The organism is Planosporangium mesophilum (genome assembly GCF_016863255.1).
Taxonomy (GTDB): Bacteria; Actinomycetota; Actinomycetes; order Mycobacteriales; family Micromonosporaceae; genus Planosporangium; species Planosporangium mesophilum.
Genome location: NZ_BOON01000038.1, coordinates 1 through 11924, shown reverse-complemented (window position 1 = coordinate 11924; position 11924 = coordinate 1). Strand labels below are relative to the sequence as shown.

Here is an 11924-nt window from a genome sequence, read left to right as displayed (position 1 = left end):
CGCGCGGGGGAGCCGGACGTGCGCGTCTGTGCTTGGAGACGAGGCCGAGGCTCAGATCAGGCCGAGCTGCTTGACCGCGTCGCGCTCCTCGATCAGCTCGCGCACCGTGGCGTCGATCCGCTCCCGCGAGAACTCGTTGATCTCCAGGCCCTGGACGATCTCGTACCGCCCGTTGCGGGAGACGACCGGGAAGGACGAGATCAGGCCCTCCGGCACGCCGTACGAACCGTCCGACACGACCGCGGCCGAGGTCCAGTCACCCTCCGGGGTGCCGTTGACCCAGGTGTACACGTGGTCGATCGCGGCGCCGGCGGCCGACGCCGCCGAGGACGCGCCGCGGGCCTCGATGATGGCCGCGCCGCGCTTGGCGACGGTCGGGATGAAGGTGTCGCGCAGCCACTCCTCCTCGACCTGATCCGCGGCGATCTTGCCGTTGACCTGCGCGTGGTACAGGTCGGGGTACTGGGTCGCGGAGTGGTTGCCCCAGATGGTCATGTTCCGGATCGCGGTGACCGGGACGTCGAGCTTCGCCGACAGCTGCGCGAGGGCGCGGTTGTGGTCGAGGCGGGTCATCGCCGTGAAGCGCTCGGCCGGCACGTCCGGCGCGTGGGACTGCGCGATCAGGGCGTTGGTGTTGGCCGGGTTGCCCACCACCAGGATCCGTACGTCGTCGGCCGCCCCGGCGTTGATCGCCTCACCCTGCGGCTTGAAGATGCCGCCGTTGGCCTCGAGCAGGTCGCCGCGCTCCATGCCCTTGGTACGGGGCCGGGCGCCGACCAGCAGGGCGACGTTCACGCCGTCGAACGCCTGCCGCGGGTCGTCGGTGATGTCGATGCTGCGAAGCAGCGGGAACGCGCAGTCCTGCAGCTCCATCGCGGTACCCTCGGCAGCCCGTACGGCCTGGGGGATCTCCAGCAGGCTCAGCGCCACGGGCGTGTCCGCGCCGAGCAGCTGCCCCGAGGCGATCCGGAACAGCAGCGCGTAGCCGATCTGGCCGGCCGCCCCCGTGACTGTCACCTTTACCGGAGCCTGAGACCCAGCGCCTGCCATCCGCTTCTCCTTCGTTGTTGATCAAGCGATCTTGCAGTTGTCCTGATGGTATGCCCCGTCCCCGGGCGTACCTCGGGGGGACCGGGGGAAGGCCGCGGTGATCACAGCGGGCGGAGCCGGCCGCGGCTCACCCCCGGCTCACCAGTGGCCCCAGTGCACCACCTCGTCGAACGGCAGCCGGTCGGGGTGCTCGATCGGCCGCAGCGGGCGGTCGGCGGGATACCCGGCCGGGATCAGGTACGGGCAGAATCGTCCCTGCGGGTAGCCGAGGATCGCGCGGGCCCGCTCCTGGTCGAAGACGGCGGTGTGGCCGGTGCCGATCCCCAGGTCGGCGGCGGCGATCATCATGCACATGGTCGTCTGGCCCAGGTCGTAGTGGATCTGGTCGCGCTGGTGCTCGCTCGTCGGGTCCGGGGCGACCAGCGCGATCGTCGCGGCCGAGGTGGCGACGTGCCCGGCGCCCTGCCACACCGTGGACAGCTCCACCAGCTGCTGCCGGTCGGTGACGACGATGAAGTCCCAGGGCTGGATGTTCTGGGAGGACGGCGCGCGCCTGCCGGCCTCCAGGATCAGGTTGAGATCCTCGGGCGGTATCGGTCGGTCTTCGAACTCCCGGACGTCGCGTCGCGACCTGATCGCGTCCCACGTCTCCATGCCCCCATCCTCGCCCGGCCCGCCGTCCTCCGCTCAGTGACGCCCACGCTCGGGTGATCACGGAAAGTTTCCGGGTCAGGGCACGGGCAAATCTCCGCGATCATGGGTAGCATCGAGATCTCTGGATGCGAGCGTCCCTGACGGGAGGCCAGATGGCGGGCATCAGACGGCGGGAGCTGCTGACCGGGGCGGCGGGTGTGGCCGGCGGGGCGGCGCTCGCGGGGACCGGCCTCGGAGCGGCGGACCGGGTGCAGGCGGCGCCGGCCGGACCGTCCGGCAGCGGGCGGGGCCTTCGGCTCGACCAGGGTACGGACATCGCGGCGCAGCTGTCGCCGGACGGCCGGACGATCGCCATCGACCTCGTCGGCGTGCTGTGGGTACTGCCCGCCTCCGGTGGCCCGGCGCGCCGGTTGACCAGCGACCTGTTCGACATCGCCCAGCCCGAGTGGTCGCCGGACGCCTCGACGATCACGTTCCAGTCGTACCGCGACGGTACGTTCAACATCTGGCTCATCCGCCCGGACGGCTCGGGGCTGCGCCAGCTGACGCAGGGGCCGTACGACCACCGGGAGCCGCGGTTCTCCCCGGACGGGAAGCGGATCGCGTTCTCGTCGGACGCCGCGGGCAGCTCCGGGTCCGGAAGTTACGGCATCCACCTGCTCGACCCGGCCACCGGCGCCACCACCCCGGTCACGGACACCGTGCTGGAGGAGTACGAGCCGGCGTGGTCACCCGACGGCGCGCGCATCGCCTTCGTCGTCGCGAACACCCGCATCGACGTGGTCGACCTGGCGACCGGCGCCCGGACCACGGCCGTCACCGTGCCCGCGGGGCAGGTGATCCACAATCCCGCGTGGACCCCGGACGGCCGTGACCTGGTCTACTCCCTCCTGCTCAACGGGCGCAGCGAGCTGTGGCGGGGCGGCGCGCCACTGGTCACCGGCGAGGAGGTGTTCCCGTTCCGGGTGTCGTGGAGGTCCGGGTCCGAGTTCGTGTACACCGCCGACGGGCGGATCCGCCGTCGGACCCTCGACGGCGCCGGACGGCCTCACGAGATCGGCTTCATCGCCCCGATCGCGGTGACCACACCCAGGTACCGCAAGCGCCGGCGCGACTTCGACTCGACCACCCCGAAGCCGGTGGTGGGGATCGGCAGTCCGGTGCTGTCACCCGACGGCGAGCACGTCGCGTTCCGGGCCCTCAACGACATCTACACGATGCGGATCGGCCAGCCGCCCCGGCCGTTGACCCGCGACCACTGGTGGAAGAGCGACCCCGCGTGGTCGCCGGACGGGCGGTACCTGTCGTACTCCAGCGACCGGGCGGGCACGCTCGACATCTGGATCCGCGACCTGCGTACCGGCACCGACCGGCAGCTCACCAACCTGCCCGACGCCGCGGCGGTCTCCGGTACGTGGTCGCACGACGGCTCGCACCTCGCGTTCCTCGACCAGACCGGCGCCCTGTACACGGTCGAGGTGGCCAGCGGCACCGTACAGCGCGTCTTTCCGGCGACCTTCGAGCCGGGCCGGCCGACCTGGTCGGCGGACGGCAACGTCATCGCTCTCGCGGCGATCAGGCCGTACTCGGCGCGCTACCGCGAGGGGTTGAGCAAGATCCTTCTTGTCGACCGCCGCACCGGCGCCGCGACCTATGTGGACCCGTTGCCGCACCGGTCCATCCAGACCCGCGGCGACGACGGTCCGGTCTGGTCACCCGACGGCACGAAGATGGCGTTCGTCGTCGGCAGCGTGCTGTGGGTGGCCGACGTCCACCCGGACGGGACGTTCGCGGGTACGCCACGGCAGATCACCTCCGAGGTCACCGACGCGGTGAGCTGGAGCGGGAACTCCAGCACGCTGCTGTACCTCAACAACGGCCGGCTCCGGCTCGTCTCGGTCGACGGCAAGCACACCCGGACCGTCCCGGTTGGACTGTCGTGGACCAACACCCGACCGAGAGGCCGTACCGTCATCCGGGCCGGCCGGATGTGGGACGGCACCAGCCGGCGCCTGCGCGACAACGTCGACATCGTCGTCGAGGGCCACCGGATCGTGGCTGTCGAAAACCACCGCGCCGGTCGGGACGGCCGCATCGTCGACGCCCGGGACTCGGTCGTCATCCCCGGCCTCATCGATGCGCACCACCACCGCGAGATGCAGGGCTACTCGTACGGGGACCGGCAGGGGCGGCTCTGGCTGTCGCTGGGGATCACCACCACCCGGTCGCCGGGCAGCCCCGCGTACCACATGGTCGAGGCCCGCGAGTCGGTGCAGTCCGGCGCCCGCATCGCGCCGCGCTACTTCGGTACCGGCGAGGCCATCGACGGCTCCCGCATCTTCTACAACTTCATGCGCCCCACCTACGACGTCCGGCAACTCGCGCTCGAACTCTCCCGGGCAGAGGCGCTCGACTACGACCTGATGAAGGCGTACGTGCGGCTGCCCATCGAGTGGCAGCGCCGGGTCATCGAGTGGGCGCACGAGCACCGGATCCACGCCACCTCGCACTACCACTACCCGGCGTTCGCGTTCGGCGGCGACGGCATGGAGCACATCGGCGCGACCAACCGGTTCGGGTACTCGCGGACCGTGACCGCGCTCGGCACCGGGTACCGGGACGTGATCGATATCTTCAACGCCTCGCAGGCCGCGCGTACGCCGACGCTGTTCAACGCGCTCACCCTGTTCCGCGAGGACACCTCGCTCGCCACCGACCGGCGGGTCGTCACGCTCTACCCGCCGTGGGAGTACGCCGCGCTGCAGGCGGCGGTCACCGCGGCGCAGACCACCGACCAGACGGTCGTCCGCGAGAACCTCGCCCGCCAGGTCGCCCAGGTCGCGGCCATGGTGCGCGGCGGCGGCCGGATCCTCACCGGTACGGACTCGCCGATCGCGCTCACCGCCGTCAGTACCCATCTCAACCTGCGGGCGATGGTGACGTACGGGCTCACCCCGTACGAGGCGCTCACCACGGCCACCCGGGTGCCCGGCGAGTTCCTGGGCGAGCCGCTCGGCCAGCTCCGGCCCGGTATGTACGCCGACCTCGCCATCCTCGGCGGCGACCCGCTCACCGACATCACCCAGGCGGCGAACGTACGCCAGGTGATGACCAACGGCCAGGTGTACACGGTGGACGAACTTCTCGCCCCGTTCACCCAGCCCCGGACCATGGCCGCCGTCGCCAACCCGGTCCTCGACCCCGTCCCGGACCATCCGGGCAACGCCGCGTACTGGTGGCACGACCCGCACTACGTGGCCGACAGCAGGCACTCCTGCTGCGCCGAGGCCTAAGGAGACGAATTGAGACGAGTACGCCGCTCCGCCGCCGGCTGCGCCGTCACCGCGCTGCTGGTCGCCGTCGTCGTGGCGCCCGCCCCCGCCGACGCGTCCCTGCCGTGGGGCCCGCAGGTCACCCTCACCGAGTCCGCGCTCGGCGGCGTCCACGGCACCTCGCCCGACGCCACCGTGCGCAACGTGCTCGCGGTCACGGCCGCCGGCGACAACCTGCGGGTACGCCTGTCCAACCCGTCGGGCACCGCGCTGACCGTACGCGCGGCGTCGGTCGGGCTCCAGGCGACCGCCGGCAGCCCGGCGCTGGAGCGGCGCAGCGCCCGGCCCGCCACGTTCGGCTACCGGCGCGGCGTGACGATCGCACCCGGCGCGAGCGTGTGGAGCGACCCGGTACGGCTGCGGGTGAAGGCCGGCGACCACGTCGCCGTCAGCGTCTACGCTCCCGGCGCGCCGGTCGGCGACCACGACTTCCCGCCGCCGGAGACGCACACCCCCGGATCGTTCCTGTCCAGCGGACCGGGCGACGCGACGGGTGACGAGAGCGGTGGTGCCTTCGGGACGTTCCGGCCGGGCACGCTGTGGTGGGTCGACGCCGTCTCCGCCACGTCGCTGGCGCGCGGCACCATCGTGGCCCTCGGCGACTCCATCACCGACGGGTACGGCGCCGTCGGTGGCGGTCCACGGTGGACGGACGTACTGGCCGGGCGGCTCGAGGCCCAGCCGCCGCACCGCCGGTTGTCCGTGGCCAACGCGGGGATCAGCGGCAACACGGTGAGCGTGCAGCCCAACCCGTACGACCCCACGAACCAGTGCTGCGGCCCACCCGCCCCGCAGCGCCTCGACCGCGACGTGCTGTCGCTGCCGGGCGTGACGTACGTGTTCCTGCTGGAGGGCACCAACGACATCGGCGGCGGCCAGTATGCCCCGCCCGCCCCGGCGGAGCAGGTCATCGGCGCGATGCGGGAGATCGCCGCCCGGGTGCACCGGGCCGGTAAGAAGATCGTCGGCGCCACGGTCCTGCCGATGTGCAACGCGGCCGGCAGCGACCGGGAAGCCACCCGCCTGCGGGTCAACGAGTGGATCCGGACGTCTCGTACGTTCGACGCGGTGGTCGACTTCGACGCGGTGCTCCGCGACCCGAAGGACCCGACCGTCATGTACGAGCCGTGGCGCAACGACTGCTACCACCCGAACGCGGCCGGTGACCGGATCCTCGGGAACTCGATCCCGCTGGAGGTGTTCGGTCTTCCGGGGTACGGCAGGAACTAGCCGTCCCGCTCTCCGCGCGCGGCGGCCGGCGGGTCAGCCGGCCGGCAGGGACTGACCGGCCGAAGCAGACCCGGCCGCGAGCCATCGCGCGACCGTGTCGGTGCGGACCGCGTCGTACAGCGCCCTGGCCCGGGCGGTGTCGGCGCGTACCACGCTCTGGTTGCCTTCCCAGCCGGTACCGGCGCTGGGGCTGGCCAGCGTGGTGACGTCGGTGCTGCGCAGGTGGCGTACCTGCATCGCGATGTCGACCAGGTCGAACTTCTCGTCCACGGTGACCGCCTTGGTCACCGCGCGCAGGAACGCGTTCAGCCTGGTCGCGTCGGACAGCACACCCATACCGGCGGCCTTGTCCATCAGCGCCTTCAGGAACTGTTGCTGGTGCCGCTCACGGGCGAAGTCACCGTCCGCGAACTGGTACCGCTGACGTACGTAGTCGAGCGCTTCGGCGCCGGTAAAGTGCCGCTTGCCCTGAACGAAGGTGCGGTGCGGCGGGAAGATCGAGGTGATCGTCCGGTCCACGGCCATGTCGACGCCGCCCAGCGCGTCGACGACCCGCTGGAAGCCTGCGAAGTCGATGATCACGACGTGGTCGATGCGAACCCCGGTGAAGGCCTCGACGGTCCGTACCGCCAGCGGGGCGCCGCCCTGCGCGTACGCGGAATTGATCTTCCCCATGGTGCCGCCGCGCCGGCCGTCGGCGGTGGCCGGGATCTCCACCCAGGTGTCGCGCGGGATCGAGATCAGGTACGCGTGCCGGTGGTCGGCGTCGAGATGGGCCAGCATCATGGTGTCGCTGCGGGTGCCGGCGGTGCTGTTCGGATCGCGCGAGTCACTGCCGAGCAGCAGCACGTTCATCGCTGCGGTGCCCGTCTGGGCCGGCCGGGGGTTGCTGCTGGGTGTCGCGCTCGGGGTCCAACTGGGCCAGGGGGCCGGCGTCTCCTCGGACACCGGGCTGAAGGCGTTGGTGCGGCTGAGGTCGGCGTTGACCGAGCGCCCGTACAGCCAGGCCGCGCCGATCCCGCCCACGGCGACCAGTGCCAGCGCCGCGACGACACCGATCGCCACCTGCCATCGCCGTTTCATGCATTCCCCTCGTTGTCACAGCAGGCATGCGCCCCACTTCGGAGCGTAGATCGGCAGGCTGTGACCGAGATTGAGGGAGACTGAGAGTTGTCTATGAGTGCGGCACGGGAGGCGCCAGGCGGCGGAAGGTCAGTTCGGCCAGGAGCCGGGCGCCGTCGGGCAGTACGCCGTCGTCGAAGACCGCGTGCGGTGAGTGGTTGGGTGCCGCGGTGGCCGGGTCCGACTCGGGCGGGCAGGCGCTGAGGAAGGCGAAGGTGCCCGGTACCCGCTCGAGGACGAAGGAGAAGTCCTCGGCGCCCGGCTCGGGGTGGGCCATCCAGCCGAAGCGCTCCGGTCCGAACAGCTCCCCGATCGTGTCCGCCACGAACCGGGCCTCGCGGTCGTCGTTGACGGTCACCGGGTACCCGTCCTCGATCCGCACGTCGATCCCCAGGCCGTGGGCCTGAGCGATGCCGGTGACGACCTCGGTCACGCCCCGGCAGACCCGCTCCCGGGCGTACGGCGAGAACGACCGGATCGTCGCCTCGAACCGCGCCTGCGCTGGGATCACGTTGTCGGCGGTACCGGCGTGCAGGCTGCCGACGGTGACCACGACCGGGTCGAAGATGTCATGGGTACGGGTGACGTAGGTCTGCAGCGCGAGGACCATCTCGCAGGTTGCCGGGATCGGGTCCTTGGCGTACTGCGGCTGGGAGCCGTGGCCGCCGGCGCCGGTCACCACGACGCGCAGCGTGTCCACGGACGCCATCAGAGGGCCGGGGCGTGTCGTGAAGTACCCGTACGGCTGCCTCGCCGCGCTGACGTGCAGCCCGTACGCGGCGATCGGCCGGTTGCCGGAGGCCTCCAGCACGCCTTCCTTGATCATGATTTCGGCGCCGCCCGGGCCCTCCTCGGCCGGCTGGAACATGAAGATCACATCTCCGGCGATCCGGTCGCGTACGCCGGAGAGCAGCCGGGCCGCACCGACCAGCATCGCCATGTGCAGGTCGTGACCGCAGGCGTGCATGGCGCCCTCGATCGCGGAGGCGTACGGCACCCCGGCCAGCTCGGTCACCGGAAGCGCGTCCATGTCCGCGCGGAGCAGCACGCTCGGCCCCGGCGCGGCGCCCCGTAGGACGGCGGTCACCGAGCTCAGCGACCGGCCCGTGGTGATCTCCAGCGGCAGGCCGTCGAGCGCGGCGAGCAGCCTGGCCTGCGTGCCCGGCAGGTACAGGCCGATCTCCGGCTCGCGGTGCAGCGCCCGCCGCAGGCTCACCAGGTCGGCACGCATCGCCTCGGCGGTACGGTGAAGCGCCATTCGTTCTCTCCTCAGCGAACCGGCCGCAACCTACGCGCTCGCCGACGGCGAGGCGAGCTTGGCGGCGAGCGCCTCGACGGTGTTCCAGTTCCGCGCCGTGACCGTCACCTCGGGGCGCCCCCGCAGGAGCTGCCGCAGTACCAGGTCGGCGAGCTTGCTGCGCCCGGAGCTGACGGCGTAGCGCAGGTAGACGGCGCGGTCACCGATGCCGAACTCGTCCGGCGGGCAGATGCCGGGATCGATCGCGGCCGCCAGTTCCGGGTCGGGCGGCGCCGACAGGAACGCCACGTGGAGCAGCTTCGGCTGCTCGATCGCGGCCTGGGGGAACGGGTTGCCGGCGATCACGGTGGCCAGCTCGGCCCCGGTGCGGATCAGTACGCTCGGGCGCAGGCCGAGGTCGCGCTCCAGGCCCTCCTCGATGCGCCGGCCGATCCGCTCCGGGTCGTCGTCATCGCTGCTGACGACGGCGTTGCCGCTCTGCAGGTAGGTGGAGACCTCGGTGTGGCCCAACGACTCGAGGACGCGCCGCAGGTCCGTCATGGCGATCGTGCCGTGGCCGCCGACGTTGACGCCGCGCAGCAGCGCCGCGTACTTCGCCATCCTGACCCTCCCCGCACCCGCCGCCGCACCGGCGACGGTACGGTCAGCGCAGGATACCGGTACGGCCGATCGAGTGGCGGCCCCGGTCGGCGGCGTAGCGGTCGTCCGGCCGCGGCGGCGGCATGCCCGGCAGCAGCGTCGCCATGGCCTGCCCGGTCACGGCTGGGCTGGACGGGGCCGACGTGGCGGTCGTCGGGGCGGCGGACGCCCGCGGGCTGGCCGTCCGATGGGTGGTGTGGCTGGGGAAGCCGCCACGCTCCCGTGAGGAGCATGCGGCCAGCGCGGCCACGGCGGTGGCGAGAGCGGCGGTGGCGAGGGCGGCGGTGGCGAGGGCGGCGGCGCACGGTCGGCGGCGGTCCATCAGGTCATCAACTCCGTCGTCGTCACCGGGCCGCAGGGCGCGCTGGCGCAGTCGGTCCCAGCCGGCCCACCGCCCGACGTGGACGGTCGGCGTCGTCCTCCACGAGGACTGGCTCTTCCCCGTCGGGTAGCCGATAACCATTCGAATGTCCGAATTACTGACAGTCATCGGCCGGGCCTGTGGCGTAATCAGATCGGCCGACGACGTGACCGGAGTAACGACGTAGGCGCCTTCCTTCGTTCGGGGTCGCGGCATATCGCACGCTGGCGGCCTAGGGTTACGTGTGGATGTCCGGCGCGCAACGGGAGTTGATCATGGGTGACCTGACCACCCGGGCCGACGCTGTCCGGAACACGACGACGATCGCGCTCGACGGCGAGTTCGACGTCGGTGCCGCCGACGAACTGCGGCGCACCCTGGTCGAGACGATCATGCGTCACCGGCCCCGCCGCGTCGTGGTCGACCTGGGCGCCGTGACCTTCATGGACTCGACCTGCATCGGTACGTTGGTCGCCGGCTACCACACCGCCTGCGACGTCGGGGTGGACCTGACCGTGACCGACGCGAAACCCTTCCTCGCCCAGGTACTGGCGACCAGTGGTCTGCACCAGTTGCTGGCCGGCCGGTCCTGACCCTTCGACCGTGCCTTCATCGTCGGCTGTGCTGTTCACCATGGGCCACGGCGCGCGGCCGGTCGAGTCGTTCGTCGCGATCCTGGGTTCCGCGTCGGTGGGCACGCTGGTCGACATCCGGCGGTACCCCGGCTCCCGGCGGCACCCGCAGTTCGGCCGGGACGCGCTGGCGACCGCCCTCGCTGAGCACGACCTCCGGTACGAGTGGGGCGGCGCCGCCCTGGGTGGCCGCCGGTCGGCGCGGCCCGATTCACGGCACACCGCGCTGCACAGCGCGTCGTTCCGCGGCTACGCCGACCATATGGACACCCCCGAGTTCCGGGCGGCCGTCGACACGCTGGTGACGCGGGCGGCCACCGAACGGTTGGCGATCATGTGTGCGGAGAGCTACTGGCGGCAGTGCCACCGGATGCTCGTCGCCGACGCGCTGACCCTGCGCGGGGCGACGGTGGTGCACCTGCTCGACGGGGAGCGGCGCGAGGAGCACCGGTGCCATCCGACGATGCGACGCGGCGAGGACGGCTGGCCGGTGTACGACCAGCCGGACACCCTGCCCGGCCTCGGCGATCTTGGACAGGTGGGCCGGCGATAGGTGGCTCACCTGTCCACCATCGCGGGTGGGTCAGCCGCGCGCGATCCGGACCACGGCGTTGCTGTCGGTGACGCTCTCCAGCGAGACCGACACCGCGCCCGCGTCGACAGCCGGCTGGCCGACGGTGAGGGAGAGCTGCTGACCGGCGACCTCGACCGTCACCTTCTGGTCGTCGGCGGCGACGAGCTTGGCCTCCACGCCCAGCACGCTGGCGCTGGCGTTCACGCCACGGTCGAACGTGACCGTGCACGCGTCCAGGCTGCAGTCGGTGCTGGCGCCCTCGGAACTACACCCGGTGAGCAGGGTGAGGCCGAGGACGGCGCCGGCGACCAGGGCTGCGGCGCGGGGACGGTTCATCATGCGACCAAGGGTACGGGTGTGCTGCAACCGGACACCGCTACACCACGATGCCCAGCCGGGCGATCGGCCCGAGCAGCTCCTCCTCCTCGTAGTCGAGGTGCGACAGCAGCATCCGGGAGAGCGTGTCCAGTTCGGCGCGTACCGCATCGAGCTGGTCGGGGTCGGCGACCATGGCGACCAGTGCCTGGTCGAGCCGGGTGAGCACGGCGGCGATCACCTCGTGCTCTTCGCCGAGCCGGTCGAGCACCGGGCCGAGGTCGACGTCGCCGTCGCGCAGGGCGACGAACATGTGCTGGTCCTCGATGGTGTGGTGCAGGGTCACGACCCGGCAGTACGACGCGCAGAACGCCCCGAGCGACCAGTAGTTCTGCCGCATCGACATCCGGTTGATCAGGGACCGGGCGGCGGCCGGGTTGGTGTGGCCGGCGGCGACCTGCTCGATCACGCCGCGGATCTGCTCCAGCTCCGAGCGCAGATTGTCGTGGTGGTACACCAGCGCCTCGGCGCCGGCCCGCCCGGCGGCGGTGGCCCGGGCGTCGGGGTGCTTCGGCGCCCGCGGCCGGGTCGCCTCGTCAAGATCGATCACCGCACCGGTGGTGCGCTCGGCGGGCGCCAGGTCCCGCTGGTCGTCCCGGGCCGCGGCGTCTGCGTCACCGTTCACGCCGCGGGCGGCGTCTGCGTCACCGTTCACGCCGCGGGCGGCGTCTGCGTCACCGTTCACGCCGCGGGCGGC

Annotated in this window: 12 protein-coding genes; 4 read left to right on the top strand and 8 right to left on the bottom strand. The window is 71.9% G+C overall.

Features of this window, described 5'->3' with window-relative positions:
* Positions 1 to 51: 51 nt before the first annotated feature.
* Complete coding sequence (locus Pme01_RS20210; RefSeq protein WP_168116520.1) at positions 52 to 1050, bottom strand: malate dehydrogenase; 999 nt, start codon at positions 1048 to 1050, stop codon at positions 52 to 54.
* A 138-nt stretch (positions 1051 to 1188) separates the two neighbouring features.
* A complete protein-coding gene (locus Pme01_RS20205) occupies positions 1189 to 1704 on the bottom strand; it encodes a nitroreductase family protein (protein ID WP_168116521.1) in 516 nt (171 codons plus the stop codon).
* A 152-nt stretch (positions 1705 to 1856) separates the two neighbouring features.
* Here Pme01_RS20205 and Pme01_RS20200 point away from each other — a divergent pair, with 152 nt between their 5' ends.
* On the top strand, positions 1857 to 4997 hold the full coding sequence (locus Pme01_RS20200; protein WP_168116522.1) for an amidohydrolase family protein: 3141 nt from the start codon (positions 1857 to 1859) through the stop codon (positions 4995 to 4997).
* Between the two features lie 9 nt (positions 4998 to 5006).
* The gene (locus Pme01_RS20195) at positions 5007 to 6266 is read left to right on the top strand and encodes a GDSL-type esterase/lipase family protein (protein ID WP_168116523.1); all 1260 of its coding nucleotides are present in this window, start codon (positions 5007 to 5009) and stop codon (positions 6264 to 6266) included.
* A gap of 33 nt (positions 6267 to 6299) precedes the next feature.
* On the opposite strand, the gene Pme01_RS20190 is transcribed toward Pme01_RS20195, so the two are convergent.
* The 4 genes from Pme01_RS20190 to Pme01_RS20175 all read right to left on the bottom strand — a co-directional run bounded on the left by Pme01_RS20190 (position 6300) and on the right by Pme01_RS20175 (position 9748).
* Positions 6300 to 7349: an LCP family protein gene (locus Pme01_RS20190; RefSeq protein WP_205864235.1), complete on the bottom strand. Its 1050-nt coding sequence runs from the start codon at positions 7347 to 7349 to the stop codon at positions 6300 to 6302.
* Positions 7350 to 7440: 91 nt separating this feature from the next.
* Complete coding sequence (locus tag Pme01_RS20185; protein ID WP_168116524.1) at positions 7441 to 8646, bottom strand: M20 metallopeptidase family protein; 1206 nt, start codon at positions 8644 to 8646, stop codon at positions 7441 to 7443.
* 30 nt (positions 8647 to 8676) lie between these two features.
* Complete coding sequence (locus tag Pme01_RS20180; RefSeq protein WP_168116525.1) at positions 8677 to 9246, bottom strand: DUF1697 domain-containing protein; 570 nt, start codon at positions 9244 to 9246, stop codon at positions 8677 to 8679.
* A gap of 43 nt (positions 9247 to 9289) precedes the next feature.
* A complete protein-coding gene (locus Pme01_RS20175; RefSeq protein WP_168116526.1) occupies positions 9290 to 9748 on the bottom strand; it encodes a hypothetical protein in 459 nt (152 codons plus the stop codon).
* Positions 9749 to 9894: 146 nt separating this feature from the next.
* Here Pme01_RS20175 and Pme01_RS20170 point away from each other — a divergent pair, with 146 nt between their 5' ends.
* A complete protein-coding gene (locus Pme01_RS20170; RefSeq protein WP_239088353.1) occupies positions 9895 to 10239 on the top strand; it encodes an STAS domain-containing protein in 345 nt (114 codons plus the stop codon).
* Positions 10240 to 10249: 10 nt separating this feature from the next.
* On the top strand, positions 10250 to 10831 hold the full coding sequence (locus tag Pme01_RS20165; RefSeq protein WP_203935757.1) for a DUF488 domain-containing protein: 582 nt from the start codon (positions 10250 to 10252) through the stop codon (positions 10829 to 10831).
* A 30-nt stretch (positions 10832 to 10861) separates the two neighbouring features.
* Here Pme01_RS20165 and Pme01_RS20160 read toward each other — a convergent pair whose 3' ends face one another.
* Both Pme01_RS20160 and Pme01_RS20155 read right to left on the bottom strand, forming a co-directional pair.
* Positions 10862 to 11191, bottom strand: a complete 330-nt coding sequence (locus Pme01_RS20160; protein WP_168116527.1) for a hypothetical protein — start codon at positions 11189 to 11191, stop codon at positions 10862 to 10864.
* A 37-nt stretch (positions 11192 to 11228) separates the two neighbouring features.
* Positions 11229 to 11924: hemerythrin domain-containing protein (locus Pme01_RS20155; RefSeq protein ID WP_203935756.1), on the bottom strand; the 696-nt coding region annotated here is incomplete at its 5' end.

What these genes read in the sequence shown, in the direction of transcription:
- Pme01_RS20210 (WP_168116520.1), bottom strand. Translation starts at nt 1,050, where the DNA reads ATGGCAGGCGCTGGGTCTCAGGCTCCGGTAAAGGTGACAGTCACGGGG.
- Pme01_RS20205 (WP_168116521.1), bottom strand. Translation starts at nt 1,704, where the DNA reads ATGGAGACGTGGGACGCGATCAGGTCGCGACGCGACGTCCGGGAGTTC.
- Pme01_RS20200 (WP_168116522.1), top strand. Translation starts at nt 1,857, where the DNA reads ATGGCGGGCATCAGACGGCGGGAGCTGCTGACCGGGGCGGCGGGTGTG.
- Pme01_RS20190 (WP_205864235.1), bottom strand. Translation starts at nt 7,349, where the DNA reads ATGAAACGGCGATGGCAGGTGGCGATCGGTGTCGTCGCGGCGCTGGCA.
- Pme01_RS20185 (WP_168116524.1), bottom strand. Translation starts at nt 8,646, where the DNA reads ATGGCGCTTCACCGTACCGCCGAGGCGATGCGTGCCGACCTGGTGAGC.
- Pme01_RS20180 (WP_168116525.1), bottom strand. Translation starts at nt 9,246, where the DNA reads ATGGCGAAGTACGCGGCGCTGCTGCGCGGCGTCAACGTCGGCGGCCAC.
- Pme01_RS20175 (WP_168116526.1), bottom strand. Translation starts at nt 9,748, where the DNA reads ATGGTTATCGGCTACCCGACGGGGAAGAGCCAGTCCTCGTGGAGGACG.
- Pme01_RS20170 (WP_239088353.1), top strand. Translation starts at nt 9,895, where the DNA reads ATGTCCGGCGCGCAACGGGAGTTGATCATGGGTGACCTGACCACCCGG.
- Pme01_RS20160 (WP_168116527.1), bottom strand. Translation starts at nt 11,191, where the DNA reads ATGATGAACCGTCCCCGCGCCGCAGCCCTGGTCGCCGGCGCCGTCCTC.